24 protein-coding genes are annotated in these 25,131 nt (G+C 48.9%); 14 read left to right on the top strand and 10 right to left on the bottom strand.

The genetic code is table 11. The features are described 5' to 3' along the window. Positions 1-191: 191 nt before the first annotated feature. From hisB to FHS90_RS10015, 7 genes are all read left to right on the top strand, one after another. A complete protein-coding gene (gene hisB, locus FHS90_RS10045) occupies positions 192-1,286 on the top strand; it encodes a bifunctional histidinol-phosphatase/imidazoleglycerol-phosphate dehydratase HisB (RefSeq protein ID WP_182512952.1) in 1,095 nt (364 codons plus the stop codon). Next, positions 1,286-1,867 carry an imidazole glycerol phosphate synthase subunit HisH gene (gene hisH / locus FHS90_RS10040; protein WP_182512951.1) on the top strand — a complete coding sequence of 194 codons (582 nt, stop codon included), beginning with the start codon at positions 1,286-1,288 and terminating at the stop codon, positions 1,865-1,867. Before hisB ends, hisH begins: the two co-directional genes overlap by 1 nt. Before the next feature lie 3 nt (positions 1,868-1,870). Beyond that, on the top strand, positions 1,871-2,590 hold the full coding sequence (gene hisA / locus FHS90_RS10035) for a 1-(5-phosphoribosyl)-5-[(5-phosphoribosylamino)methylideneamino]imidazole-4-carboxamide isomerase (RefSeq protein WP_182512950.1): 720 nt from the start codon (positions 1,871-1,873) through the stop codon (positions 2,588-2,590). A gap of 280 nt (positions 2,591-2,870) precedes the next feature. Then, the gene (gene hisF / locus FHS90_RS10030) at positions 2,871-3,623 is read left to right on the top strand and encodes an imidazole glycerol phosphate synthase subunit HisF (RefSeq protein WP_066835442.1); all 753 of its coding nucleotides are present in this window, start codon (positions 2,871-2,873) and stop codon (positions 3,621-3,623) included. A gap of 85 nt (positions 3,624-3,708) precedes the next feature. After that, positions 3,709-4,359: a bifunctional phosphoribosyl-AMP cyclohydrolase/phosphoribosyl-ATP diphosphatase HisIE gene (gene hisIE, locus FHS90_RS10025; RefSeq protein WP_182512949.1), complete on the top strand. Its 651-nt coding sequence runs from the start codon at positions 3,709-3,711 to the stop codon at positions 4,357-4,359. 137 nt (positions 4,360-4,496) lie between these two features. Further along, complete coding sequence (locus tag FHS90_RS10020; RefSeq protein ID WP_182512948.1) at positions 4,497-5,105, top strand: HD domain-containing protein; 609 nt, start codon at positions 4,497-4,499, stop codon at positions 5,103-5,105. Positions 5,106-5,123: 18 nt separating this feature from the next. Then, on the top strand, positions 5,124-5,567 hold the full coding sequence (locus FHS90_RS10015) for a hypothetical protein (RefSeq protein WP_182512947.1): 444 nt from the start codon (positions 5,124-5,126) through the stop codon (positions 5,565-5,567). A 33-nt stretch (positions 5,568-5,600) separates the two neighbouring features. Here the strand turns inward: FHS90_RS10015 and FHS90_RS10010 are convergent, their stop codons facing one another. Beyond that, a complete protein-coding gene (locus FHS90_RS10010) occupies positions 5,601-6,212 on the bottom strand; it encodes a TetR/AcrR family transcriptional regulator (RefSeq protein WP_182512946.1) in 612 nt (203 codons plus the stop codon). A gap of 75 nt (positions 6,213-6,287) precedes the next feature. Next, positions 6,288-7,028: a LytR/AlgR family response regulator transcription factor gene (locus tag FHS90_RS10005; RefSeq protein WP_182512945.1), complete on the bottom strand. Its 741-nt coding sequence runs from the start codon at positions 7,026-7,028 to the stop codon at positions 6,288-6,290. A 271-nt stretch (positions 7,029-7,299) separates the two neighbouring features. Here FHS90_RS10005 and FHS90_RS10000 point away from each other — a divergent pair, with 271 nt between their 5' ends. The 5 genes from FHS90_RS10000 to FHS90_RS09980 all read left to right on the top strand — a co-directional run bounded on the left by FHS90_RS10000 (position 7,300) and on the right by FHS90_RS09980 (position 11,939). Continuing rightward, the gene (locus FHS90_RS10000; RefSeq protein ID WP_082893614.1) at positions 7,300-8,088 is read left to right on the top strand and encodes a peptidase-C39 like family protein; all 789 of its coding nucleotides are present in this window, start codon (positions 7,300-7,302) and stop codon (positions 8,086-8,088) included. After that, positions 8,063-9,535: a RimK family ATP-grasp domain-containing protein gene (locus tag FHS90_RS09995; RefSeq protein ID WP_066835452.1), complete on the top strand. Its 1,473-nt coding sequence runs from the start codon at positions 8,063-8,065 to the stop codon at positions 9,533-9,535. Before FHS90_RS10000 ends, FHS90_RS09995 begins: the two co-directional genes overlap by 26 nt. After that, complete coding sequence (locus FHS90_RS09990; protein WP_182512944.1) at positions 9,525-10,760, top strand: carboxylate-amine ligase; 1,236 nt, start codon at positions 9,525-9,527, stop codon at positions 10,758-10,760. The genes FHS90_RS09995 and FHS90_RS09990 overlap by 11 nt, the downstream gene beginning before the upstream one ends. Beyond that, complete coding sequence (locus FHS90_RS09985) at positions 10,757-11,461, top strand: N-formylglutamate amidohydrolase (RefSeq protein WP_182512943.1); 705 nt, start codon at positions 10,757-10,759, stop codon at positions 11,459-11,461. The genes FHS90_RS09990 and FHS90_RS09985 overlap by 4 nt, the downstream gene beginning before the upstream one ends. Positions 11,462-11,546: 85 nt before the next feature. Continuing rightward, positions 11,547-11,939, top strand: a complete 393-nt coding sequence (locus FHS90_RS09980) for a phage holin family protein (protein ID WP_066835459.1) — start codon at positions 11,547-11,549, stop codon at positions 11,937-11,939. Positions 11,940-12,270: 331 nt separating this feature from the next. Here the strand turns inward: FHS90_RS09980 and FHS90_RS09975 are convergent, their stop codons facing one another. After that, positions 12,271-13,311: a nucleoid-associated protein gene (locus tag FHS90_RS09975; RefSeq protein WP_082893616.1), complete on the bottom strand. Its 1,041-nt coding sequence runs from the start codon at positions 13,309-13,311 to the stop codon at positions 12,271-12,273. 218 nt (positions 13,312-13,529) lie between these two features. Here FHS90_RS09975 and FHS90_RS09970 point away from each other — a divergent pair, with 218 nt between their 5' ends. After that, entirely contained in the window at positions 13,530-14,219 is a 690-nt protein-coding gene (locus FHS90_RS09970; RefSeq protein WP_343049652.1) for a TIGR02117 family protein, read from the top strand. A gap of 67 nt (positions 14,220-14,286) precedes the next feature. Here FHS90_RS09970 and FHS90_RS09965 read toward each other — a convergent pair whose 3' ends face one another. The 4 genes from FHS90_RS09965 to gyrA form a co-directional block, all read right to left on the bottom strand. Beyond that, positions 14,287-14,820, bottom strand: a complete 534-nt coding sequence (locus tag FHS90_RS09965) for a DUF4136 domain-containing protein (protein WP_182512942.1) — start codon at positions 14,818-14,820, stop codon at positions 14,287-14,289. A 257-nt stretch (positions 14,821-15,077) separates the two neighbouring features. Beyond that, positions 15,078-15,461, bottom strand: coding sequence for a methylglyoxal synthase (locus tag FHS90_RS09960; RefSeq protein WP_066835463.1), 384 nt, complete (start codon positions 15,459-15,461; stop codon positions 15,078-15,080). Positions 15,462-15,615: 154 nt separating this feature from the next. Then, the gene (locus FHS90_RS09955; RefSeq protein ID WP_182512941.1) at positions 15,616-16,773 is read right to left on the bottom strand and encodes a tetratricopeptide repeat protein; all 1,158 of its coding nucleotides are present in this window, start codon (positions 16,771-16,773) and stop codon (positions 15,616-15,618) included. A gap of 72 nt (positions 16,774-16,845) precedes the next feature. Continuing rightward, a complete protein-coding gene (gene gyrA, locus FHS90_RS09950) occupies positions 16,846-19,416 on the bottom strand; it encodes a DNA gyrase subunit A (RefSeq protein ID WP_066835466.1) in 2,571 nt (856 codons plus the stop codon). Positions 19,417-19,970: 554 nt separating this feature from the next. Between gyrA and FHS90_RS09945 the strand changes: the two genes are divergently transcribed. Continuing rightward, on the top strand, positions 19,971-20,726 hold the full coding sequence (locus FHS90_RS09945; protein ID WP_182512940.1) for a hypothetical protein: 756 nt from the start codon (positions 19,971-19,973) through the stop codon (positions 20,724-20,726). 68 nt (positions 20,727-20,794) lie between these two features. On the opposite strand, the gene FHS90_RS09940 is transcribed toward FHS90_RS09945, so the two are convergent. Genes FHS90_RS09940 through FHS90_RS09930 form a run of 3 tightly spaced genes read right to left on the bottom strand, consistent with a single transcriptional unit; the run spans position 20,795 to position 24,928 of the window. Further along, the gene (locus tag FHS90_RS09940) at positions 20,795-22,546 is read right to left on the bottom strand and encodes a M14 family metallopeptidase (RefSeq protein WP_281367890.1); all 1,752 of its coding nucleotides are present in this window, start codon (positions 22,544-22,546) and stop codon (positions 20,795-20,797) included. Then, entirely contained in the window at positions 22,543-24,195 is a 1,653-nt protein-coding gene (locus FHS90_RS09935; RefSeq protein ID WP_182512938.1) for a M14 family metallopeptidase, read from the bottom strand. The genes FHS90_RS09940 and FHS90_RS09935 overlap by 4 nt, the downstream gene beginning before the upstream one ends. A gap of 31 nt (positions 24,196-24,226) precedes the next feature. Continuing rightward, positions 24,227-24,928, bottom strand: a complete 702-nt coding sequence (locus FHS90_RS09930; protein ID WP_066835486.1) for an HD domain-containing protein — start codon at positions 24,926-24,928, stop codon at positions 24,227-24,229. Positions 24,929-25,131 lie beyond the last annotated feature (203 nt).

Raw genomic sequence — 25,131 nt, 5'->3', positions numbered from 1 at the left:
CTGGAGACTCGCTTCATCCCAAGTCACGAGTCTGAAGACTCGCGCCAGAGAAATATAAAATGCGTTTAGCGGCTCTTTTTTGAAAAACAGCCCAAAAACAGAAATAACTTCTGCCCAAGCAGATGCTTGCGCCTCACATACTTAACCATTGTCGTGCTACTTGCTGCGCGATACGTGCTACTACTAAACGAATGAAAAAAGTCTTATTCATTGACCGCGACGGGACCATTCTGCTGGAGCCGCCCACCGATTACCAGGTAGATTCTTTCGAGAAGTTCTCTTTTTACCCGAAGGTCATCCGGAACCTCTACAAAATCTTTATTGAGCTGGATTACGAGTTCGTGATGGTGACCAACCAAGACGGACTGGGCACCGATTCATACCCGGAAGACACCTTCTGGCCGTACCAGAACAAGATGCTGGAGATTCTGGAAGGCGAGGGCATTACATTCGCGCACGTTCACATTGACCGCAGTTTTGAGCATGAGAACAGCCCCAACCGCAAACCGCGTCTGGGCATGCTGGGCCAGTACCTCAGCGGTGACTATGACCTGGCCAATTCCTACGTGATTGGTGACCGCCTGACGGATGTGCAGATGGCCAAAAATCTTGGCTCTAAAAGCATCTTGCTGCAGGAAGGCACCAATGAAGACGCCACTTTCGTGAGCACCGATTGGGACGAAATCTACAACTTCCTGCGTTTGCCCGCCCGCAAAGCCACCATTCAGCGCAACACCAACGAGACGCAGATCAGCGTGGAGATAAACCTGGACGGCGAAGGAAAATCAGACATGCAGACCGGCCTCGGGTTCTTTGACCACATGCTGGACCAACTGGCGCGCCACTCCGGCGTTGACATGCGCATCCACGTGAAAGGCGACCTGCACATTGACGAGCACCACACCATTGAAGATACCGCTTTAGCGCTGGGCGAAGCCTTTGCACAAGCCATTGGTGATAAACGCGGCATTAACCGCTACGGCTTTCTGTTACCAATGGATGATGCCTTGGTGCATGCCGCCATCGACTTCTCGGGACGTCCGTGGTTGGTGTGGGACGCAAAGTTTACCCGCGAGAAAGTAGGAGACATGCCCACTGAGATGTTTCTGCACTTCTTTAAATCATTCTCAGACACCTCTAAGGCCAACCTCAATATCAAGGCTGAAGGCGAAAACGAGCACCACAAAATCGAAGCTATCTTCAAAGCCGTGGCCAAAGCTATTAAAATGGCCTTGGTCCGCGACGTGAATAAGATGGAAATCCCCAGCACCAAAGGCGTACTGTAATGAAAATCGTCATCGTAGATTATAAAGCCGGAAACGTGCAGAGCGTACTCTTCGCGCTGGAGCGACTGGGTGCCCAGGCTACCGTTACTTCCAACGCCGAGGAAATTCAGAGCGCAGACAAGGTGATTTTCCCGGGCGTGGGCGAGGCTTCCTCGGCCATGCGCGCCCTCAAAGCGAATAACCTGGACACGCTGTTGCCTACCTTAACGCAGCCTTTTCTGGGCGTTTGTCTGGGCATGCAATTGCTCTGCCAACACTCAGAGGAAGGCGATACCGAGATGCTGAACATCATTCCGGTGCCCGTACGCAAGTTTGATGCGGCTATCAAAGTACCGCACATGGGCTGGAACAATCTGCACCACCTCAAGAGCGGTTTATTCGCTGGTATCAAGGAAGATGAATATGCCTACTTCGTGCACAGCTTCTATGCGCCGGTCACGGAGCATACCATTGCGCAGAGTTCGTATCCAGAGCCGTTCAGTGCCGCCTTGCAGTACAAAAACTTCTACGCCGTTCAGTTTCATACCGAGAAAAGCGGTCCCGCGGGGGCGCACATTCTCCAGAACTTCTTAAATCTCTAAGCCATGGAAATTATTCCAGCAATAGATCTGATTGAGGGCAAATGCGTCCGGTTGACCGAGGGTGACTTCGCGCAGCAGACCACTTACCACTCAGACCCTGTGGAAGTAGCCAAACAGTTTGAAGGCCTCGGGCTGCGCCGCCTGCACCTGGTGGACCTGGACGGTGCCCGCGCCAAACAGCCGGTGAACCTGCCGGTGCTGGCCCGCATTGCCCGCGAGACCAGCCTGCACATTGACTACGGCGGAGGCCTGCAAAGCAGTGAAGCCATTCAACAAGCGTTTGATGCGGGTGCCCAGCAGATCACGGCCGGCAGCATTGCGGTGCGCGAACCCAAAACCGTGCAGAAATGGCTGAAGGAATATGGTGCCGATAAAATTATTGTGGGCGCCGATTTCAAAGACAACCGCATCGCTATCAATGCTTGGGCCGAGCAGAGTGATCTCACGTTGGAGACGTTTTTGACCTCTTTTTCTGAAAAAGGCGCTAAAACGTTCATCTGTACTGATGTGAGCAAAGACGGAAAACTGCAGGGATCCTCGCTGGAGATTTACCAGCAGTTGATTACAAAGTTCCCCACCTTGCAGTTCATCGCCAGCGGCGGCGTGACTACCATTGAAGAAGTCCGTCAGCTCCGCGAAGCCGGTCTGCATGGCGCCATCATCGGCAAAGCCATCTATGAGGGCACCATTAAGTTGGAAGACCTGGCGAAGGAGGTTCGGTAGCGTTCTACTGGCTATTAACTGGCGCGAGTCTCCAGACTCGTGACTTGGGATGTGGGGAGTCTCCAGACTCCCGTATTCCGGCTGGTGGCTCCCGGCGAGTCTGGAGACTCGCATCATCCTTTGTCACGAGTCCAGAGACTCGCGCCAGTTGAATTCATAAATTGTAAAGCTGTTTTTGAACCGTTTTTGCGAAAACAGCTCAAAAACGCCATTAAGAAAAAAACAGAAAAGCCTGAAAGTCCCTCTCCGTGGGAGAGGGATTTAGGGTGAGGTCAACCAAATGCTCACAAAACGAATTATCCCTTGCCTGGACATTAAGAACGGACGTACCGTGAAGGGCGTGCGGTTTGAAGACATCCGGGATGCCGGTGATCCGGTGGAACTGGCGGCGCTGTACGCCAAACAAGGTGCCGATGAACTGGTGTTTCTGGACATCACCGCCACCAATGAAAAGCGCAAGACCCTGGTGGAACTGGTGCGCGAAGTGGCCCGCTACATTGACATTCCGTTTACCGTGGGCGGCGGCATCAGTGCCGTGGAAGACGTGGAGGTGCTGTTACAGAACGGTGCCGACAAAGTATCGGTGAACTCCTCGGCCATTCACCGTCCGGAGCTGATCACGGAGCTGGCCAGCCGTTTCGGAAGCCAGTGCGTGACCGTGGCCATTGACACCAAAAGCACGCCGGAAGGCTGGAAAGTTTTCAGCAAAGCGGGCACCGTAGATACCGGCCTCTGGGCCATGGACTGGGCTAAGGAAGTGGTGGAGCGCGGCGCCGGAGAGATCCTGCTCACGTCCATGAGCAACGATGGCACTAAGAACGGCTTCGCGCTAGACATTACGGGGGAGATTTCACGTAACGTGATTGTGCCGGTCATCGCCTCCGGCGGAGCCGGGAATGCCCAGCACTTTTTAGATGTATTTGAAGCCGGTGCCGATGCCGCCTTGGCCGCCAGTATTTTCCACTTCCAGGAAGTACCCTTGCCCGGCCTGAAGCAGTTTTTAGCAGAGAATAAAATAGACATTAGATGTTAGTATTTAGATGCTAGACTTTAGTGATATGACTTTTGAGTTTTTAGAAATCTAACATCTACTATCTAGCGTCTAACATCCAAAAAATATGACCATAGATTTCAACAAAGGAGAGGGACTGGTGCCCGCCATCATACAGAATGCCGCCACCGGAAAAGTACTGATGCTGGGCTACATGAACGAAGAAGCCTTTCAGCAGACACAAACAACCGGCTTGGTCACCTTTTTCTCCCGTTCCAAGAACCGCCTCTGGACCAAAGGCGAAAGCTCCGGCAATACGCTCCAAGTGGTGAAGATAGAACTGGACTGCGATCAGGACACGCTCCTGATTCTGGTAAATCCCACCGGGCCCGCCTGTCACCGCAACACTGAAACCTGCTTTGATGTGGAGGGAGATGCAGATTCTTACCACCAAAGAAGTTTCCAGAACTTTTCACCTACTGAGAAAGCCTTGCAGTTCATCTCCAAGCTGGAACAAACCATCAAAGAGCGGCGCAGAAATCCAATAGAAGGTTCTTACACCAACTTCCTGTTTGACAAAGGTCTGAACAAAATGGCCCAGAAAGTAGGCGAAGAAGCCGTGGAAGTAGTCATTGACGCAGTGGCCGGCAAAACCGACACCATGAAAGGCGAAGCGGCTGATTTGATTTTCCACCTGCTGGTGCTGCTGGAAGCTTCCGGTCTTTCTCTGGCCGAGGTGGTGCAGGTATTGGAAAGCCGGCATAAACCCAGAGAGTAGCGCTTCCTGGTTTTTCCGTTTTTGGCCTGATTTCAGAAAAACAGGCCAAAAACGGCTGCTACAGAAGAATTCCTCTTGGCTGACTGTATTTTAGTTTTACTGAACTGCTTTCCCTTCAACGTCTCAGCCCTTTTCATATGGAAAATCTTGATACGCTCCTCCAGCAGATGGCTTTCATCCATGAGGTGGACAAGCTGAAATATATCACCCGCAAAACCCGCCTCTTCAACAGCGACCGGCATGAGAATGATGCGGAACACAGTTGGCACCTCATGGTCATGGCTCTGGTTCTGGCGCAGCACGCCAATGAGCCGGTAGATATTCTGAAGGTGCTCAAGATGCTGCTGATCCATGATCTGGTGGAAATTGACGCCGGTGACACCTTCTTGTTTGATACGGTGCTGAACCACACCAATACCGAAACCGAACGCAAAGCCGCAGAACGCATTTTCAGGTTGCTGCCTGAGGCACAAGCCGGGGAATTCATTGATGTCTGGGAAGAGTTTGAAGCCGGCCAAACACCTGAAGCCCGCTACGCCCAAGCGGTGGACCGCTTGGAGCCCATTCTGCAAAACATCTCCAACGGCGGCGGCACCTGGAAAGAGCACAGCATTCCGTATGAGAAGGTCATCCAGAAGACCCAGCACATCCAGAACGGTTCAGCGGCGCTTTGGGACTTCGCCAAAGCCCTGATTGACAGAACCGCAGAAGCTGGTATTCTCAGAAAAGAACCCACAGAGATGTAAATCCTAAGACTAAAGCTGATGCGGAACTACTTCTTTACCTTTCTACTCCTATGCCTTTTACTGGGGCAGTCATCCTGCAATTCTATCAGGAGGGAGGTGGCTTTGCCCAAATTCATAGTAGATTCGGCACCTAAAAACCGGTTCATTGTCAACAGGAAACCGCTATATGGAGATGGCAGGCCAGACGGTTGTGTAGTGGAAAGGCAGATACAGCTTTCTTTCGCTACAGATGGAGGACCGCGAATAGTAGGAGAGGTGAAAGATGCGAAAACCCTGGAGGTCCTTCCAGGGGCTTCAGTCCAAATTTATTTTGCAGGGCAGCCGAACCCCCACATTGCTTCGGCAGATTCTGTAGGTAGAATATACCTGACCCGTCTTGCAGCCCTCCAACAGATAGAAGTAAACTCTATTTGCTACAGAACGCTTCACATAGATTTGAGCAAAAAGAAAAGCTTGCTGTAAGGATGGAAAGGTCGCAAAGCACTAGTTTCTTACTTACGCGTTAAGATGGTTTTTGAGCTGGAGCAAATACCGGATCATCACATCTTGCAACGGGAAATTTGGCACCGTGAGATACTGCTGCGCAATGCCGTCTAAGGTAGCAAGCATCAAAGCCGCCTCCGCCGAAGGGGAATGGGAACCCGCCGCTGCCAACTGGCTGACTAAAGAATTAGCTTGGGCCTGTGTTTCCTTTTCCAATTCTGCTCCTAGGCTGTTCTTCAGGCTTGGCTGTAAACGCAGAAGATAAAGCAGGCGCCAGTAAGTAGGTTGCTGCTGCAATTCCTGAAAAAAGTTTCTGACCTGGTGCTCCAGCGCCTGAAAGGGCGTTAATCCCTCGGGCTTCTCAAGTTTTTCACTTTTCCTTCCCCTCAAGATAATGGCTTTCAGCAACTCTTCTTTGCTGCTGAAATAATTATAAAGAAGCCCTAAAGAAATTCCCGCCTTCACCGCAATCTGCCGGATAGAGGTACCCTCAAATCCATGCTCAGCAAATAGCTCCACGGCCGCCTCCAAGATCGCGTGCACGCTTGTTTCTCGCTGTAAAACCCTTTTTGACATATTGATTGAACGTTTGTTCAATATTAGTAACTGCTTCAGTAAGAACAAAATAAAACTCCCGTTTTCGGGCTGTTTTCGTAAAAACAGCCCGAAAACGGGAGTCAGGGAAATAGTGGGCTCTACTTACAGTTTGTTGATTCTGCTGTAAAATTTACTCTGGTAGGAGCCACCAATAGGAATGTATTTTTCCTGCATGAATACGGAGTCATCTTCTATCATCTCAATTTTCTTAAGGTTGATGATAAAAGAGCGGTGAATGCGCAGGAATAGCTCAGCGGGAAGCTTCTGGTCTATGGCACTCATGGTGGTATAGACAATGTGCTTCTTGTTTTCTGTGTTGATGACTACATAGTCACCCCGGGCCTCTATGAAGGAGATGTTCTCATATTTCAGCTTGATGATCTTGTTGTCTACTTTTACAAACAACTCATCTGGCTGGGCCGCCGCAGCCGCGGCTGGTGGGGCCGGTGCAGCCTGGGCGCTCTGTACTGCCTCCAGTTTGCTGGTGGTGTTGAGAACGGCCTGGGTGAAGCGCGTGAAATCTACCGGTTTGAGCAGGTAGTCAGACACCTGAAGTTCAAAGGCCTGCAGGGCAAAGTCTTTGTGGGAGGTGATCAGAATGGTCTGCGGTTTTTTAGGGAGGGTTCTGAGCAGGTCAATGCCCGTCATCTCGGGCATCTCTACATCCAGAAACAGTATATCCACACCTTCGTTCTGCAGAAGCCAGGCAAGGCCTTCAGTGCTGGAGTTGAATGCTTTTACCAGTTCCAAAGAAGGAGTCGCCTTGATGTGGCGCTCCAGTATCATGCGGCTGAGCTCATCATCATCAATGATGATAGCGCGGTAGGGGGTTTCCTTTTTCAAGCGGTAATTAGTTTGTAGACCTGTGTCAAATTGTTTCTATTTATTTCTTACCCCAAAATTAGTTCTAAACGTTTGCAGCGCCTAGGGGTAAAGGTAAAATTATAGTTAATAACACCTATAGGGGCGGTTTGTTACAGGTAAGATAAGAAAATCTTCCTGCTTCACAAATAACACGGCTGTAAAACCACTCCTGTTTCTCAGTTCTTGTGGCCATTGCGCAAAACACTTATGTAAAAAAACGTATAAGAGGCACGCCAAATAAAATTAGACCGTGCTACCTGTAACGCTGCTCAACTCCCTGAAAATCCTGACCCAGCCAGATGACTCCACTTGCGGGCCCACCAGCCTGCATGCGGTATACCAGTATTTCCAGGATGCGCTACCGCTGGAACAGGTGATCTCAGAGGTGTCTTTTCTGGAGGAAGGGGGAACCCTGGCTGTTTTATTGGGATGCCATGCCCTTAAAAGAGGGTACCGCGCCCGCATCTACTCCTATAACCTGCACGTGTTTGACCCCACGTGGTTCAAGCAGAGCACTGAGAAACTCATTGCCAACCTCAAGGAACAACTGTTGTTTAAGTCTGATACCAAACTCCAGGTGGCCACCCGCGCTTACATAGAGTTTCTGGAGCTGGGAGGGGAGATCTGCTACCGGGACCTTACCCCAAGCCTGCTGGACAGTTATTTCTCCCGCGGAATTCCCCTGTTAACCGGCCTCAGCGCCACCTACCTCTATAACTGCGCCAGGGAGCGCACCAATGAGCGGGGAGAGTCTATCTATGATGATGTAAGGGGGGAGCCCCTGGGCCATTTTGTGGTTCTGGCCGGGTTTGTAGATGACCAGGACAAAGAACATGTGATTGTGGCGGACCCTTATCAGGAGAACCCCCTTTTTGGCAATAACTATTACAATGTGCAGGTGTCGCGTCTCATCAATGCCATTATGCTGGGCATAGTGACCTATGATGCCAATCTGCTCGCCATAGAACCCAAAGAAAACACTAACAAAACTTCAACCGAACCCCAACACCTGCATGCGCAAACTAGTAGTGGTCAATAATCCCAAAGACTGGGACTTAGACGTAGAAGACGTGGAAATAGTAGACGCGCAGCGGTACCTCACCGACCCAGCCTACACTGAACTTAAAAGTGCCCGCATATTTAACCTCTGCCGATCCTATAAATACCAAAGCAGCGGGTACTATGTATCACTGCTGGCTGAGGCGCGCGGGCACCGGGCAATTCCCAACGTCACCACCATTCAGGACCTGAAATCCCAGACCATAGTGCGGGCCATTACAGATGAGATCAATGAGACCATCCAGAAAAGCCTTTCCAAGTTAAAGTCAAAGAACTTCACCCTGAGTATTTACTTTGGGCAGAATGTGGCCAAGCAGTATGAGAAACTGAGCAAGCAACTGCATGACCTGTTTCAGGCTCCTTTGCTCCGGGCGCAGTTTGTCTACAACAAGGAGTGGGTGCTGGAGAGCATTAACCCCATTCCGGTTAACGAGGTGCCAGAACACCATTTAAAGGACCTCTACAAATTTGCCAAGGCGTATTTTGCCCGCAACCGTTTCTCTTCTATCAGAACGAACAAAAAAATCTATGATTTGGCCATTCTGGTGAACCACGCAGACAGTGACCCGCCCAGCAATGACAAAGCCATTCAGCAGTTCATAGAGGCGGCAGACTCCCTTGGTTTTTATACCGAATTAATAACCAAGGAAGACTACCGGCGGCTCTCAGAGTTTGACGCGCTCTTCATACGGGAAACCACCTCTGTGAACCACCACACGTACCGCTTCGCCCGTAGGGCGCATGCTGACGGGTTGGTGGTGATTGACGACCCTGTGTCAATCCTGAGGTGCACCAACAAAGTCTATCTGGCTGAACTTCTGACCAAAGCGAAGGTTCCCATTCCAAAATCTATGATCATTCACCGCGACAACTGCGCCAAGGTGACCGAGGAGCTGGGTTTGCCCTGCGTCCTGAAAAAACCAGATTCTTCTTTCTCCCAGGGCGTGGTGAAGGTGAAAACCGAAGAGGAGCTGCAGGAACAGCTGCAGGAGATGCTCTCTGAGTCTGACCTCATCATTGGGCAAGAGTTCAAGCCCACTGATTTTGACTGGCGCATTGGCATTCTGGACAAGCAGCCGCTCTATGCCTGCAAATATTTCATGGCCAAAGACCATTGGCAGATTTATAACTGGGACGGCAAAAAGAAAGACATCACCGGTGATTTTGAAACGGTCCCTTTTGCAGATGTTCCTTTTTTTGTGCTGCATACCGCCCTGAAAGCTGCCAACTTGATTGGCGACGGTTTGTATGGGGTAGATCTGAAGGAGATAGACGGCAAAGCCTATATCATTGAGGTGAATGACAACCCCAACATTGATTATGGCGTGGAAGACAAAATCCTGAAGAAAGACCTGTATCAAACCATTCTGAAATCTATCAAACGCCGCATTGACAACCAGAAGAACCTGAACCAACATGAACAATAGACTAGGGTTATTTCAGGGGTTTGGGGTGGAGATGGAATACATGATTGTAGACCGAGACAACCTGCAGGTAAAACCCATCTCAGATGAGGTGCTGAAAGCCGAAGCCGGAGAGTTGACATCTGACGTGGAGCGGGGCGACATGGCCTGGTCTAATGAGCTGGTATTGCACGTGCTGGAGTTAAAAACCAATGGCCCCGCCCCATGCCTTTCTGCGCTTTCAGAAAAGTTCTATAACGAAGTTCAGCGGGTGAACCAGTTGTTGGCGCGGCACAATGCCATGCTGCTTCCCACGGGGGCGCATCCGTTCATGAACCCTTATCACGAAACAAAGCTCTGGCCCCATGAATCGAGTGAAATCTACCAGGCCTATAACAAAGTGTTTGATTGCCAGGGCCACGGCTGGTCAAACCTGCAGAGCACGCACCTGAACCTTCCGTTTGCCAATGATGAGGAGTTTGGGCGTCTGCATGCAGCCATCCGGTTGGTCCTGCCGTTGATCCCGGCCCTCAGTGCGGCTTCGCCGGTATTAGACGGGCAGGTGACCGGTTTCCTGGACAGCCGGCTGGAAGTGTACCGGAAAAATCAGCAGAAGATCCCCCTGATAGCCGGGGAGGTGGTGCCAGAGGCGGTTTTCTCTGAACAGGCGTACCAGGAGCAAATCTTCCTGCCTATGTTCAAAGCCATTGCCCCGTATGACCCGGAGGGGATTTTGCAGGAGGAGTTTCTTAATTCCCGGGGCGCTATTACCCGCTTTTCAAGGGGGGCGATTGAGATCAGAATCATAGACAATCAGGAATGCCCGCTGGCAGATATAGCAATTGTGTCACTGGTGACGGAGGTGCTCAAAAGAATGGTGGGAGAGGAGTGGGCTAGTTATGCTGAGCAGCAGCAGGTAGAAACCTCCTGGTTGGCTTCAGTTTTCCTTCAATCTGTGAAAAACGGCCCGGAAACAGAAATCACCCAACCCAGCTATCTCCGGATGCTTGGTATGGAGGAGGACACGGCTACCCTGAAACAGGTGTGGCAACATCTGTGGCAGGAGGTGAAGGCGTCTGGTGAATTTACAGATGAATTGTCTTGTGGTGTGGAGATTATGTTAAATCAGGGGTGTCTGTCACAGCGATTGCTGAAGGCTCTGGGGGAGAACCCCGGCCAGGAAGCCCTAGAGAAGGTGTACCGTCAGTTGGCAGACTGCCTGGCCCACAATAAACTTTTTGAAGCATGAACAATGCCGCAGAAGTGAAGGTGCTGGTAACCTGTGAGCACGGTGGAAATGAGATACCCCGGGATTACAGCCAATATTTTATAAATGCCCAGCAGGTGCTGCAATCCCATAGAGGGTATGACATAGGTGCGCTGGAACTGTTCCACCAGTTTATTACTACCGCTCATTTTTCCACTTTCAGTACCACCAGCCGCCTTTTGGTTGAGCTGAACCGCTCTGAGCACCATCCGCAGCTGTTCTCAGAGTTTACCCAGAAAGCCTCGCCAGCAGAGAAAACAGATATACTGGCAACGCACTACCACCCGTACCGGCAGTTGGTGGAGCAGAAAGTGCAGGAATGGGTAGCGGGAGGCGGACCAGTGCTGCATCTCTCAGTGCATAGTTTCACCCCTGAGCTAATGGGGAAAGAGAGGAAGGCAGACATAGGTTTGCTGTATGATCCGGCTAGGGAGCGGGAGCAGCTTTTTTCTGCGCGCTGGAGACAGCTTCTGGAGCAGGAAATTCCCGGCCTGAGGGTCAGGTACAACTACCCGTACAAAGGAACCGCAGATGGTTTGGTGACCCACCTGAGGAGACGTTTCAGCCCCCGGCAGTACGCGGGGCTAGAGTTGGAGGTAAACCAGCGGTTTCCGGAGCAGGGACTGCCGGCATGGCCTGAGCTGCAGCAGGCGCTTGTGAAGTCGTTTAGCCGGGCCCTCTAACCAATTTGGCTCAATGGGAGTATATGAATTCTAATTCGGCCGTTGAGGCCACACGTTCTTGATTGTTCTACTAAAACTATGAAAAATGAACTGGATTATTGAACTCTTGGTTAGCGCAGGTGTCATTCTGCTGCTGGCGTACATTCTGCCGCAGGTAAAGATCAAAAGCTTCTGGACGGCCCTTTGGGTGGCTATCTTGGTGGCAATTCTCAATTTCTTGATAGGGTGGCTCCTAAGAGGCGTTTTAAACCTGGTAACGTTCTTCCTGCTCACCAGTATTGTGCGCATTATTGTGGCGGCCGTGGTCATTAAGCTGGCTGACAAACTGGTGCGCAATTTTGAGATAAAAGGCTTCTGGCCTGCCCTGGTGATAGCCATTGCCCTGGCCGCTGTGAGCTATTTCCTTGACAGCTCAGATGAAGGCAGAGCCGAAATCAGTACCGTTAGACAGCCTGTTCTGCAGGAACTAACGGTTTAGAGGGAATTAAGTAGATTTCATCTGGAAACGCAAGCTTCTGTAATGGGGGCTTGCGTTTTTGCTTTGTTTTAAGAAAAGCAGCCCGGAAACAGAAAAACAGCGCCCTTGAAACCTACTCCTTTTAGAAAGGCTTCTTAAAAATTTTCATCTTTCTGGAAATACCAATGCCGAAGAAGCTTTCAAACCAGGGGTGGGGCTCAGGTAAGAGCCGCTTTAGATCTACCAGCCAGATGAGTTGCTGTAGACTGGCTTTGGAGATAATAGCTGGTGAGGGTAGCTGTAGTTTCCTGTTTTGGGGCTGTTTTCTGGAAAACAGCCCCAAAACAGGAAACTACTCCTCATCTTCATAAAAGAGCTTGTAGTATTTACGGCCATCCTCATCTACGCCTTTCTCTATCATGTCCTTGTTGCCGTGAATATAGATGTGAAAGTTCTTGTCCAGCTTTAAGACGCTTTTAAACACCCGGGCTTGTTTTTTTACCGCCTGCGGCGAAATACTGAAACTGTCTTCCAGTTCAATGTCATAATTCTGCCGGTATTCCCCGTCATAGTTCCTAAAGGACTCAATCAGTTCTGGCTGCCCAAAGACTTCGGCTTCAAATTCTTCTTTGTCAAATGTCTCGTGCTTGTTGAAATACTCCACTGATCGGTTGAGCAGCACAATCTGGTCTGTCTTTTCTACCTCAAACTCCTCAGACATGCGTTCTGAGATGAATTCTTTGGTCAGGTTCAGGATGTGGTTGGTCTGGTGGAACTCATTGTTGATCTGGGTGAGCCCCAGAAAATTCTCCCGCCAGTATTGGGCTTCTTCGCCGCGGTTCTGGTTGTCTATGATGGCTACAATAAAACCCTCTTCTGGTTTGGTGTTGAAAATGATACAGCCTTTGTCAAACTTATTGCTGTCAATGCCCTCCAGGTAGGAGATGGTATAGTCACGGTTCTTGCGCTGCACGTCAAAGTAACCTGTCTTGACTTCGGTTTTAAAGATACCTATGGCCTCTACCACACGTTCTTCCACCTCGCAGTTAATAAAATGGCACACATAAAGTTCGCCGGGTTTAATTTTGGGGTGGCTGGAGCTTTCAAACAGGTGCCGGGCCATCTGCCGGCTGTTTTCATGAAAAGCGGCTTTGTCGGCAAAGATATTGTCTGCGTAGCTGTAGACCTCATTGAACTGCAGAGAGGAGGGGTGGGTGAAGTGAAACCGCTCATGTGCCTGGCTAAACTTGGTGAGGAAGAATTTCTCTAACTTCTCAGTGAGCTCTTTGCCGGGTTCAAACGTATTCTCTGAAAGTGTCAGTTTCTGTTCCAACCCCTTGTTGCCAACATGGTGAATTGAAAGACTGGTCAGCGATGCGGTATCAAATTTCATGTTCAAAAGCCAAATAAACGGGTGGCAAAACTAATGAAACTGATTGTGATTTTAGTTCGAAATCAAATTTGGCAAACCGCTGTTTTAGACGTATTTTTCAGAAAACAGCCCTAAAACAGCCCTTCAATTTGGTGTGGACGTACTGATATTGTTTACCCGCTTGCCCCGCATGCGCTTTACCTCTGAATGTGTTCCTCAAAAATCTGACTTCTCTGAGGGTGGCCATTAAATTTCTGACCCTTTTTATTCTTACCCTTGTGGCACTGGTGGTGCTGTACCTGGTGGCGGCCTTTTTCCTGTCCAGGATTTTAGTGCCCAAAGAACCTTCTGCTCAGGGCGAGGTGGAAATTTATATTCTCTCAAATGGCGTGCATACTGACCTGGTGGTGCCTTTGAAAACTGAGGTTTTTGACTGGAACAGCTTCATATCTGTGGCTGACACAAAGGTGCCGGTCACAGAAGCCCGGTATGTGGCCTTTGGCTGGGGAGATAAAGGCTTTTACCTGGAAACACCAACGTGGGCTGACTTAAAGGTCAGTACTGCCTTTAAAGCGATGTTCGGGTTGAGCAGTTCGGCCATTCATGCCACTTTTTACCAGCAGCTGCAGGAAAATGAACTGTGTAAGAAGATTTTGCTCACCAAGAGTCAGTACAGCCGCTTGATCAGACACATTCAGCAACGGTTCCAGCTGGATGCGGCAGGTAGCACCATGCCTGTTAAAACAGATGCCAATTATGGCACCAATGATGCTTTTTATGAGGCAAAAGGAAGTTATAATCTCTTTTACACCTGCAACACCTGGACTAACAACGGGTTAAAGGCCTGCGGGCAGAAAGCCAGCTGGTGGACACCCTTTGATACAGGCATACTGTATCACTACAGACCAGCAAAGAAAGCCGCTGAATAAAGAACCGGATAAAAGTCTTATAATTTATATTATGTTAAGTAATAGTGAGAAAAGCAGGGATCTCTCCCTACTGAATCTCTTTAAACATTTCTTCAACCCCTTCTCTGATCCGCTCTTCCAGTTTCTCTTTTTTATTGGGTATGACAGCCGCAGCGTCTGCCCGCCATACCAACTCGTTTTTCACCCGGTCAACTAAATGGACAGAAACAGTGCCTTCCTGGTAAGTACCCACCGGTACTTCCTGGCTTTTCCAGGTATAGCGCCGCTGTCCAGTGTAATACGGACCATCTTGCCCAAACCTGGTTTCACGGGTCTGCGTTTTTTCTGAAATCATAGCCCCAATGTTCACCAATAAATCTGGTTGGCCACTGCTTTGCCGTAACCCTCTTTTTTGCAGTTGTTTGGCCACTTCATTTCTCAAGAGGCCAAATTCCTGCTCAAAGGCAGCGGTCTCTGCGGTGGCGTCAGACTGAAAATCAAAAGTTTTGTAGGAGGCCAGCCGAAAATCATCTGCTGCTTCCTTGTTTGAAACCCTTACCGCATTGCAGCTGATCAATAGTACCACGCACAGCCACATCACTTTCCACCAGTATCTTGCCATTCCCATTCTATTAACGTTACACCTGTAAGCGTGTTCTCATTAGTTTTTTCGCTCTGAAAGAGATCAAAAAAGCCTAAGTTCACCTTCTTTTGCACCATAGCGTGCTATGTTGCTCAATGATGGCTTTGCCAGCAACTTTTACCCCACTTGTTAGCCAATTAAAAAAACAAATTGCAAACAGGCTCTGAATGGTATACACGGCCGCGGTAAAAAAGTTGAGGGAAAGCAGCTTCTGATATTGCTGTTTTCCCTCGTTTTTATTTTACCACCCCAAATTCTGACTCCAGTCCTTTTACTAACAGCCGGGCGGTAGATGGATTGGTGGCTAAGGCAACATTATGTAAATCACAAAGCCGCATGAGCATCTGTACATCAGGCTCATGCGGGTGTTTCCCCAGTGGGTCCCTGAAGAATATTACCGCCTGAAGTTTCCCTTCGGCTACCAAACTGGCTATTTGGGCATCCCCTCCTTTGGGACCAGACAGAAGCTTCTTCACTTTTAGCCCCGTTTGTTGCACGTATTGGCCCGTGGTGCCGGTAGCCACCAGCTTTACATTGTTAAAAATTTCTAAATGGTCTTTAATAAACGCTACCATTTCAGCTTTTTTCCCGTCATGGGCAATCAAGGCAATTCCTTTCATAGTTGTAGATTCCTGTACTAAAACAGAGTTAAGATAAATATTATTGACCAGTAAACGGTACCTGTTGAAAATTTTTGTTACGGTATCCCCTACTCCTGTGCAATGCATAAAAAAAGGGGCACCAGGCCCCTTTTTACTTCTTTTATTTGATAAACTACAGCGTCTGCAGGAGAGTATCCATGCGCTTGGCATCGGCCTGTCTGTCTAAAGCAGTATAAGCTTTTAACAGCGACTGAACTGTGTTGCGGTCCTTAGGCTGCAATTTCAAGGCATTCTCAAAATAAGGAACAGCTTGGCTAAATTGTTTTTTTGCCTCGGCCTGTAACGCTTTACCGCTCTTCTGAAACTCAGCGTAACTCATTTTATTTGCCTTGTTGTTCATGTTGGCTCCTTTGTTAAAGTAGTAAACCCCCATGTTGAACTGGGCATCAAAGTTGGAAGGGTCTAACTCGGCCGCTTTTTTATAAGAAGCCAGGGCTTCATCTGCTTTGTTCACGCGCTCCAGCAAGTTTCCTTTTACAGTGTAAAGGTTGGCATTGGTTGGATCTGCTTTAATAGCAGCGTCTAATTTTGCCATGCTTTCTTCACCTTTCCCAGCCTTGATAAACAAATCTAATTCCTGCAACATGAAGTTTTTGTTCTCAGGATAGGCTTTACGGGCTTTCTCTAACACCGCCAATGTCTCCTGGTCATTCTTCTCTACATTGCTGGCAATGTACAAGAGCTGGCTGTAAACAGTTGGTGAGGCCATGTTCTTTTCTACCAGCTGGTTATACATTTTCTTGGCACTGGCATAGTCTTCATTGCCCGCCGCCGCATAGGCTGCATAAATGTAAGCAGTTGTATCCTGCGGCTTTAATTTAACTGCCTCCAAATAGGCCTTCTGCGCTTCAGCAAACTTTTTGTTGTTGTAGTGCTCCACGCCTTCATTGAGAGCAAAAGCATACAGGTTGCTTTGCAAAGCCTCCTGGCGCTCTTTAGCCTGCTGGGTAAACTCTTTCTTCTTGGCAGTGCTTTCTAAGGCCGGTACTTTTTCAAAGGCCTCATACGCCTGTCTTGATACTTCTGCGGCGTTTACCGTTTTCCCGTAAATAGGGTGACCGGCAAGGTCCTGATAGATAACCCCTTTGTAGAACCAAGCCTTGGCATTGTCCTTGGTTTTTTCATTGGTGACAGCTTTATCAATTTCTGACTTGGCCTTATCTAATGTTCCCTTCTGCTGAAACATGATGGCATTGGTGATAGCTGAAGTCTGGGCGAAGGCTGATTGCATTGCCACTGCTGCTGTCACTGTCAAAAGAAACTTTTTCATTGCTTTCTTTAGGTTTTGTGAAGTTGGTTGTATGCTAAACAATAATTAAAAGGAAATTGATTCACTTCCAGGTTAATTCTCACTAATTGTGTCTGGATCTGTCAGATCAGGATCAGTCATTTCTGGGTCTGTCATGTCTTCCGGGTTCAGCGCCTCGTCAATTGGAAGCTCAGATGCCTCTAAAATAGCCTCTGCCTTATCTTCCACCTCAATCTTGGCCACAGAAGAAATTTCATCTCCCTCATTTAGTCTGAGCAGTCTCACACCCTGTGAAACCCGGCCTATTAACCTGATGTCAGTCACCCGCAGGCGGATGGTAATACCTGATCTGTTGATGATCATCAGGTCATCAGTTTCCAGAACACCTTTGATGGAAACCAGGTGACCAGTTTTCTCTGTGATGTTCAAAGTCTTAACCCCTTTTCCTCCGCGGTTGGTAATCCGGTATTCCTCCAGGTCAGAACGCTTCCCGAAACCTTTCTCAGAAACTACTAGAATGTTGGTGTCATGGTTCTGTACACAAACCATACCAACTACTTTGTCTTCTTCATTGGCTAACGTTATACCCCGTACCCCGGCGGCTGTTCTGCCCATTACCCGCACCTTGTCTTCAGGAAACCGGACAGCCCTGCCTGAGCGGAGCGCAATGATAATGTCATTGGCCCCATTGGTGAGCTGAACATCTAACAGCCTGTCGCCTTCATTGATGGTAATTGCCTGTATACCGTTGGCTCTAGGTCTGGAGTACGCTTCTAAAGGAGTCTTTTTAATGGTACCCTGCTCTGTACAGAAAACCAAATAGTTATTTAAAACATAATCTGGATTCTTGAGGCCATGCACGTTAATGACGGCACGTACATTGTCTTCCTTCTCTATGTTGATGAGGTTCTGTATGGCGCGCCCCTTTGTGGTTTTGCCACCTTCCGGCACCTCGTACACTTTCAACCAGAACACCTTGCCTAGTTCAGTGAAGATCAGGAGGTAGTTATGGGTGCTGGCAATGAAAAGGTGCTCGGTAAAGTCATCTTGCTTGGCGGCGGCAGCTCCTCTGGAACCTACCCCTCCCCGGCTCTGACTTCTATACTCCGTCAGTGGCGTGCGCTTCATGTAGCCCTCATGGGAGATGGTGATCACCATACTCTCATCTGGGATCATGTCCTCCAGAGAGATATCACTGGACACCATTTCAATAGAGGTTCTACGCTCGTCACCGTAACGTTCCCGGATCTCTGTAAGCTCGTCTTTGATGATTTGCATGCGAAGGCTTTCATCAGCTAAGACAGAGGTCAGGTAGTCTATGAGTTCTTTGATTTCCTGGTACTCCTTTACAATCTTATCACGCTCCAGGCCGGTAAGGCGCTGCAGACGCATATCCAGAATGGCACGAGCCTGGATGTCAGATAGGGCAAACCGTTCTATTAAACCTGCGCGGGCAATCTCCGGGTCTCTGGAAGAACGAATCAAATTGATGACTTCATCCAGGTTATCAAGGGCAATAAGCAAGCCCTCTAAGATGTGGGCGCGCTTACGGGCTTCCTCCAGTTCGTATTCTGTTCTTCTGATGACCACCTCATGCCGGTGATCCACAAAATGTTTGATCTGGTCTTTCAGGTTCAGGGTCATAGGCCTGCCGGCCACCAATGCCACATTGTTCACCCCAAAAGATGATTGCAGCTGTGTGTATTTGAACAGGTTGTTCAGAACCACATTCGGCACCGCATCACGCTTCAGGTCATAGACAATGCGCAACCCCTCCCGGTCAGACTCGTCTCTCAGGTCAGAGATTCCTTCAATTTTCTTCTCATTGATGAGGGCAGCTGTTTTTTCAATCATAGCTGCCTTGTTCACCATGTACGGGATCTCTGTGATCACAATCTGGTCTTTGCCTGACTTTGAGGTCTCAAAAGAGGCTTTAGCCCGCACAATCACGCGGCCGCGCCCCGTCTCAAAAGCAGATTTCACCCCGTCATACCCGTAAATGATTCCTCCCGTAGGGAAATCTGGGGCCGTGATGTACCTCATCAGGTCAGCGATGGTAATTTCAGTGTCATCAATGTAGGCAATGATCCCGTTGACCACCTCTGTAAGGTTATGGGGAGCCATATTGGTGGCCATGCCCACTGCAATACCAGACGTACCATTCACCAGGAGGTTTGGCAGTTTGGCGGGTAACACGCTTGGCTCCTTGAGGGAGTCATCAAAGTTAGGAACGAAGTTGACGGTATTCTTATCCAGATCAGCCAGTAGTTCATCGGCAATCCGCTTCAAACGGGCCTCTGTATAACGCATGGCGGCGGGGGAATCCCCGTCAATAGATCCAAAGTTCCCTTGTCCGTCTACCAGTGGGTAGCGCAATGACCAGGGCTGGGCCATCCGTACCATGGTGTCATAGACAGACGAGTCACCATGCGGGTGGTACTTCCCTAGCACCTCCCCTACAATCCTGGCTGACTTTTTATAGGCTTTGTTATAGGATACTCCCAGTTCAGACATCCCGTACAACACACGCCGGTGCACAGGTTTCAAGCCATCCCGTACATCTGGTAGTGCTCTGGAGATGATCACGCTCATTGAATAATCAATGTAGGCGCCACGCATCTCGTCTTCAATGTTAATAGGAATAATCCGCTCGTTTTCTGCCATTTTACTTAACTAGAGCTAAAATTTTGTACTTTCTATAAGCTTGCAAGTTACTTATAAAGATAGTGAAATGCTAATTTTTGCCTTTTTTACCACTATCATTCCGGTACATTTCCTCCTTCACTTCTTTAGACTTTTTAGGTAATTTTTCGCCTATCCTGGGGTTCTGCTTTTTGTACCAGGGCATGCCCCTAAACTGTTGCTCCCCATGTCTGTGAACCATTCTGGTTTGGCAGGAGTTGATGGGGCACTTAGGCATGCAGCTGGAGAAGAGGCATATTGCTACCGCCGCCATTAGGGCTTTTGGGGGAAAGAAACGGAGTGGAATGGTCATAAGTACTGAAAGTTAATGAGCAATTGATAAGGCACTGCACCAAAAATAAGACCATTTTACGGGACAGTTTGTGTTTTTGCGGTGTTTTTCTGAAAACAGGGCGAAACCAGAAGCGGAGTTCTGTTTTAGAATGGAGAGCATGAGAGTCTGCTGGGAATTATTTCAATGTTTTTACTTATTTAAAGAAATCCTTAAATTTAGAAGTACAATATAAAAAATTAGAATGACTTCTTATTTCTTAAAACCTGTAATGACTATGTCTTTGGCTATGGGGTTCACGCTATTAGCGCAAGGCCAAACCTCAAGTCCAGTAGGTATGAATGCGCAACTCAACCTACAAGCCCTCAACAGAGGTTCAGATTCAAATGTGAGATTATTTGACAACAGGTACCAGGGTATGAAGGGAAACCCCTATTTTGTCAACTCTTGGTTGCCTGGTAGTCTTGTATTAAAAACAGATAATACAGGTAAAACGGAAAAATATAGCAATGTGCTTTTAAAGTTTGATGTCTATGGGAACCACTTAGCGGCGGTGATTCCTGGCAGTAAGGATACTGTTCTGTTCAGTACTAGCCCAGTGGTCAGTTTTCATTTAGAGGCCCCTACTAACAGCCAGCCAATACTGTTTAAACGCGTGCCGGAAGCTAAAGCAATAGATACAAAATTAGCCGATGTTTTCTTTGCTGTTCTGTATGATGGAAAGTCACAGCTACTTAAAAGAGTTAACAAGAAGAAGATAGAGGCAAATTTCAAAGGGCCTTACAGTGCCGGACAAACATATGATGAGCTGGTAGACGAAGTTCAGTACTATGTTTTAGCCAATGGAAAGCTTGAGAGGGTGAAGCTAAATAGAAAGTCGCTTCTGGAGGCTATTCCAGATAAAGCTGAAAAAGTAAAATCATGGATGACTGCCCAAAAAGTGAACATTGACAAGGAAGAGGATGTCGTGAAAGTTTTAACATTTTATGACAGCTTGTAACGAGGCTAAAAAGAAAGAAGCGGGAAGTATTTTCCCGCTTCTTTCTTTTTAGCCTGGGCTTTATTGAATCAAAACTTCTTTTCAACCACGCCGCCTTTCCTGCTGTCTACCTCAAAATGCAGAACAGGACTGGCTGATTTTGTTACCCAGCGCACCCTTACACTATCTTCAGCACCAATAGAGGGGACTTCAATTCTACTGGGGTTCAAACGCTGCTCCTTGCCTATCACTTTACCCTTGTCAGTTACTAGCATGCCCGCTACCACAGTACTGTCTTTAAGCTTGACAAAGTCAGGGCGTTCAATTTTACGGGATACATCATGAGGGGTGTGTGTGGGTATTTTACTGAGGTTGACAACTGTGACAAACACCTCGGTATTGCCGTTGGGTAACCTGCTGTAAGACGGTTTCCTTATTAAAAGTTTAGGGGTTTGGTACAGGTGATACAACGTCTGAATCATTACCTGGTGCGCCTCCTTGCTTAGGCTGAGGTCTGAGGCATTTTGGAAGAAATCTTTCTTGAAGCCACCAATCTCTATTGATCCATAAGTAGGGTGCTCATACGGAGTCCAGGGTGTAAACGCCTCCTTCCCCAGCCAGCTTTCTTCCTTGCTTTTCCTTTTTTTACGTGGTTTGTCACCCTCCTCTTTCGCATCGTCTGTTTCTGGGGCAAAGCGGTACAACTCAACCTGTAAAGGAAGAATACCGCGGGCTTGCCAGAACCAGTGCAGCTGGCCCCCATATATATCTGGCGTTAGGGTATTTGACAAGGCATAAAAATGATGAGGCAGGAGTTGGTGGTAACCTGTTTCTAAATTTGCGTAGAGCTGGACTAAGGAAGTGTCTGTGGGTGCCGTATCTCCCTCACCAGAAGTCTCTGGGTAAAAGAAATCAATGGGAAACTTAAAATTTTGCGCGGCTGCAATGTTTGGGTGACGCAATACAAACTCTTTGGCTGCTCTATTCTCTGGCAGGGAAAAAGGATAGAGAGAAGCCCCTTGCTGCAGGTATTGAGGTTGCCACCCCCACGCCCAGTCTGTCATTGGATTCAGGTACCCAACCGGGTCTTCATTTACTAACCCGTCGCCATCATTATCATGCCCTTCATACCCAATCAAATCAAATTGGCCATTTTCACCTCTGGGAGCCAGGAGCAGGTGATGTTTAAGATCTTTGTCTACCACGTACTTCCCTGCTTTGTTTTTCCGGCGCATCAAGGTGATAAAGCCATCCCCATTCAGATCATTAGGTCCGTCTTCATCTACCAGGCCGTCACCATCCTCATCAGAAGGATTATTGTCTCCCTTCGGACCTCTTTGTTCAGGAGTGCCCATTAATTTGTCCCGCATGTCTGGGTACAGGAGCGGGATTATATAGAGGGTTTTCTCTTTCAGGAGTTGGGAGATGAAAGCATCTTTGCCATAGCTTTCCAGTAGATACCAGGCGGTGTACAGGGTGTATTCAGAACCCTGCAAGCCGTTGTGGGAGATATTGCCATCCAGGTACAGGGCAGGCTTTGCATCTGGGTCACCCGCACCAAAATCTGTTACTGTTAGTGCCCAAAGTCTTTTGCCTTGAAATGACTCCCCAATAGATTCCATCCTGATCAGATGCGGGAACGCCTTAACCAGTTTCCGGCAAATTTCAGTGATCCCTTCGTGGTCATAATAGCGCTCCCAGTTAACAGCAACTGTGGGGTCGTCAATAGGGGAAGCTGAAAAGATATGGCTATTGTGCTGCCCATTGGCATGACGACTCCAACAAAAACTGAGAGCCAGCAAAAAAGCGCAGAAGGTTCTTTTTAAACAGGGGCTGTTCATCTCAGGGCTATTTCTTTAGATTGTTTGCCGCCGGTGGGGCTGCTGGCTTCTACCACCACATACCCCTGCCCTTTTACTTTCCAGGAGGCTTGTACTTTGGCGCCGGCAGGCAACGATTCAAATGTGGCTTTTACGTTCCCCTCTACCAATTTCTGGCCAGCCTCTAACCGTAAGGTAACGGTCACTTTAGAAACCCAGGGCAGCAGGTCTCCCACCTTGGCATGGGTGGGTAAACTTCCCTGGTTATGAATTTCTGCCGTGACCAGGGTATTTCCGTCTGCGGTGGGTGCCGCCCGCAGGCTGGTAACCTTCAGCTCTGGCATCAAGTGGGCGTAGGCGTAGAAAAACCGAAGGTGCTCCCGCGCAACTGGCTTTAGCAGATGAATGGGTGGAGTATGTTTTGCATAAGGGGCAAAGCCGCCTATTTCTACTTTTTGCCCAGGAAAATCAGGGTGCTGAATAGGTTTCCAGTTTAGAAATACCCCGGTGACGCTATTCTCCTCAGCCCATTTTAGAAAGTGAAGGTCCTCTCTCTCTGAGGGTGTCATTTCTTCCTCAGGCACAGGATAATGCTCAGCAGAAGGCATCAAGGGAACCCACCAACCCGGTGTGGAGTAGCTGAACCTGCCGTAATGGAAATAGGCCCACTGAACCACGTCGCCCGGTGTTGGGTTCACTACCGGAAAATTTTTAGCGGATATATGACCGGCATAAGTTTGGCTGACCAACTGGTTCACCTTTTCATCCAGGGCCATTGCTGCTGTTACAGCCGGAAGGGAGACCTTTGGCGGGGCAAAGGAAACACCCCCGGCCAAAGTAGATGCAGGACCTAAGACAAAAACGGAGTAAACATTCCGGGTACTGAAAAGGAAATCTGCGAAGGCTTTGGTTTCCCGCTCAGACATAGGGTGCTCCCCTGCTTCCCGCTCAAAATGGGGGAAGTTGTAAGAGAAGTTCATGTTAAAATTCACCCCTCCTTCGGCATCTTCGTTCCAGAGTCCGTCACGGTCATTGTCTATGCCTTCAGAAAGAAGGCGGTAGCTGCCTTTTTCTCCTTTTGCCGGGTTTACCTGCACCATGATGCGCGGGTCTACCGTTGAAGGGCGGTACTGCCCCAGCGTGTCCTGAACCCGTACCATGGTGATAATACCATCACGGTTCAGGTCTTCAAAAGGATCTTCAAATATGCGGCCGTCACGGTCATCATCCCTTGGCTGGGCATTCCCGGTGCGCTCCCACCGTAGCTTCTCATGGTATTGTTCAGAAGCATCTGGGTTGAGGTTAGGGAAAATGTAGAAGGTCTTGTTCCGGAGAAGCTGGTAAACCGAGTCTTGGATAGACGCTGCCAGCAGCATTTGCTCAGCCATCTGCACAGATAGCTCTGTGGTGGCCAATTGCGTGGCCTGCACCCCGGCGGCAATCACAACAGCCGGTTTTTCAGCGGCCCGTTCCCGGCCCAGCGTTAACAGCCAAACTTCTTTGCCTGTGGCTGTTTTACCTATAGAGGTGAGGGTGCAGAGGTTATGGTATTGGCTACTGAGCCGCTTTAACCTGAACGTAAGCTGGTCATAGCTCTGATAATCCCGTTGGGCCCAGCTGGTAACAGAAAGTGAGGCAAAAAATAGAAAAGCTAAAATCCTGGATAACATGTACTGGAAACGGTAGAAAAAGGATTTTAAGCTACAAACTGTGGTTTATGGAGATGGGAATCTGAAATGATTCAGGCGCGGGGTCAGACCCGTGCCATTCTGCCAGAAACCGCCCCACAAATGCCTCCATGAAATCATGGCGCTCCTGCGCCATCTGCTTTCCTGACGGGGTGTTTAAACGGTCTTTCAGGAGAAAAAGTTTTTCGTAAAAATGGTTAAGGGTGGGTGCTTGATTGGTTTTATATGCTTCAAAGGTGGCGTGGAGCTCAGGCGCAATGGCAGGGTTGTACATTTCCCTCCCTTTATAGCCGCCGTAGGCGAAGGCGCGGCCAATACCAATGGCCCCAATGGCATCCAGGCGGTCTGCGTCTTGTACAACTTGGGCCTCTAAGGTTGAAGGCATAGTAGAGACTCCCGCGCCTTTGAACGTGACCTCCCGTATGATCTGGCAGATGGGTTGAACCAAATCTTCTGCCGCACCCAAACTTCTGAGCCACGCCGCCGCCGCCGTAGGGCCGGCCTCTTCATCGCCCCCGTGAAATTTCCAGTCGGCAATGTCATGCAGAAGGGCGCCCAGTTGCACCACGGTCAGATCAGCCCCTTCCTTCTGCCCTATTGCCCGTGCGTTCTGCCAAACCCGCCTAATGTGCCACCAATCATGTCCCGAACCTTCGCCCGTGAAAAGACGCTCCACGTAACGGGCTGTTTTTTCTACCAGTACCTCTGCATTCATGACTGCAAATTAGCCAAAAAGTTTGGGTTGCCCCCGTTCTGTTTTGGGGCTGTTTTTCAGGAATCAGCCCCAAAACAGAACGGCACAGCAGTAAAGTAGATAATGTAGGTGGCTCGTTTACAAATTTTTCTTATCTGGAGGTTTCTAATTTCACAACCAAACCTAATGTTTACCAGTTAAGATAGAATAAAAAGTGCTATATT

Origin of the sequence: Rufibacter ruber (genome assembly GCF_014138425.1) — a bacterium.
Classification (GTDB): domain Bacteria; phylum Bacteroidota; class Bacteroidia; order Cytophagales; family Hymenobacteraceae; genus Nibribacter; species Nibribacter ruber_C.
The sequence above is the reverse complement of the archived record's forward strand: the minus strand, read 5'-3'. Positions and strand labels throughout refer to the sequence as shown.

What these genes read in the sequence shown, in the direction of transcription:
- hisB (WP_182512952.1), top strand. Translation starts at nt 192, where the DNA reads ATGAAAAAAGTCTTATTCATTGACCGCGACGGGACCATTCTGCTGGAG.
- hisH (WP_182512951.1), top strand. Translation starts at nt 1,286, where the DNA reads ATGAAAATCGTCATCGTAGATTATAAAGCCGGAAACGTGCAGAGCGTA.
- FHS90_RS09975 (WP_082893616.1), bottom strand. Translation starts at nt 13,311, where the DNA reads ATGAAATTTGATACCGCATCGCTGACCAGTCTTTCAATTCACCATGTT.
- FHS90_RS09995 (WP_066835452.1), top strand. Translation starts at nt 8,063, where the DNA reads ATGCGCAAACTAGTAGTGGTCAATAATCCCAAAGACTGGGACTTAGAC.
- FHS90_RS09930 (WP_066835486.1), bottom strand. Translation starts at nt 24,928, where the DNA reads ATGAATGCAGAGGTACTGGTAGAAAAAACAGCCCGTTACGTGGAGCGT.
- FHS90_RS09960 (WP_066835463.1), bottom strand. Translation starts at nt 15,461, where the DNA reads ATGAAAGGAATTGCCTTGATTGCCCATGACGGGAAAAAAGCTGAAATG.
- gyrA (WP_066835466.1), bottom strand. Translation starts at nt 19,416, where the DNA reads ATGGCAGAAAACGAGCGGATTATTCCTATTAACATTGAAGACGAGATG.
- hisIE (WP_182512949.1), top strand. Translation starts at nt 3,709, where the DNA reads ATGACCATAGATTTCAACAAAGGAGAGGGACTGGTGCCCGCCATCATA.
- FHS90_RS10015 (WP_182512947.1), top strand. Translation starts at nt 5,124, where the DNA reads ATGCGGAACTACTTCTTTACCTTTCTACTCCTATGCCTTTTACTGGGG.
- hisA (WP_182512950.1), top strand. Translation starts at nt 1,871, where the DNA reads ATGGAAATTATTCCAGCAATAGATCTGATTGAGGGCAAATGCGTCCGG.
- FHS90_RS09980 (WP_066835459.1), top strand. Translation starts at nt 11,547, where the DNA reads ATGAACTGGATTATTGAACTCTTGGTTAGCGCAGGTGTCATTCTGCTG.
- FHS90_RS09940 (WP_281367890.1), bottom strand. Translation starts at nt 22,546, where the DNA reads ATGAACAGCCCCTGTTTAAAAAGAACCTTCTGCGCTTTTTTGCTGGCT.
- hisF (WP_066835442.1), top strand. Translation starts at nt 2,871, where the DNA reads ATGCTCACAAAACGAATTATCCCTTGCCTGGACATTAAGAACGGACGT.
- FHS90_RS09985 (WP_182512943.1), top strand. Translation starts at nt 10,757, where the DNA reads ATGAACAATGCCGCAGAAGTGAAGGTGCTGGTAACCTGTGAGCACGGT.
- FHS90_RS10020 (WP_182512948.1), top strand. Translation starts at nt 4,497, where the DNA reads ATGGAAAATCTTGATACGCTCCTCCAGCAGATGGCTTTCATCCATGAG.
- FHS90_RS09945 (WP_182512940.1), top strand. Translation starts at nt 19,971, where the DNA reads ATGACTTCTTATTTCTTAAAACCTGTAATGACTATGTCTTTGGCTATG.
- FHS90_RS09955 (WP_182512941.1), bottom strand. Translation starts at nt 16,773, where the DNA reads ATGAAAAAGTTTCTTTTGACAGTGACAGCAGCAGTGGCAATGCAATCA.
- FHS90_RS09965 (WP_182512942.1), bottom strand. Translation starts at nt 14,820, where the DNA reads ATGGCAAGATACTGGTGGAAAGTGATGTGGCTGTGCGTGGTACTATTG.
- FHS90_RS09990 (WP_182512944.1), top strand. Translation starts at nt 9,525, where the DNA reads ATGAACAATAGACTAGGGTTATTTCAGGGGTTTGGGGTGGAGATGGAA.
- FHS90_RS09935 (WP_182512938.1), bottom strand. Translation starts at nt 24,195, where the DNA reads ATGTTATCCAGGATTTTAGCTTTTCTATTTTTTGCCTCACTTTCTGTT.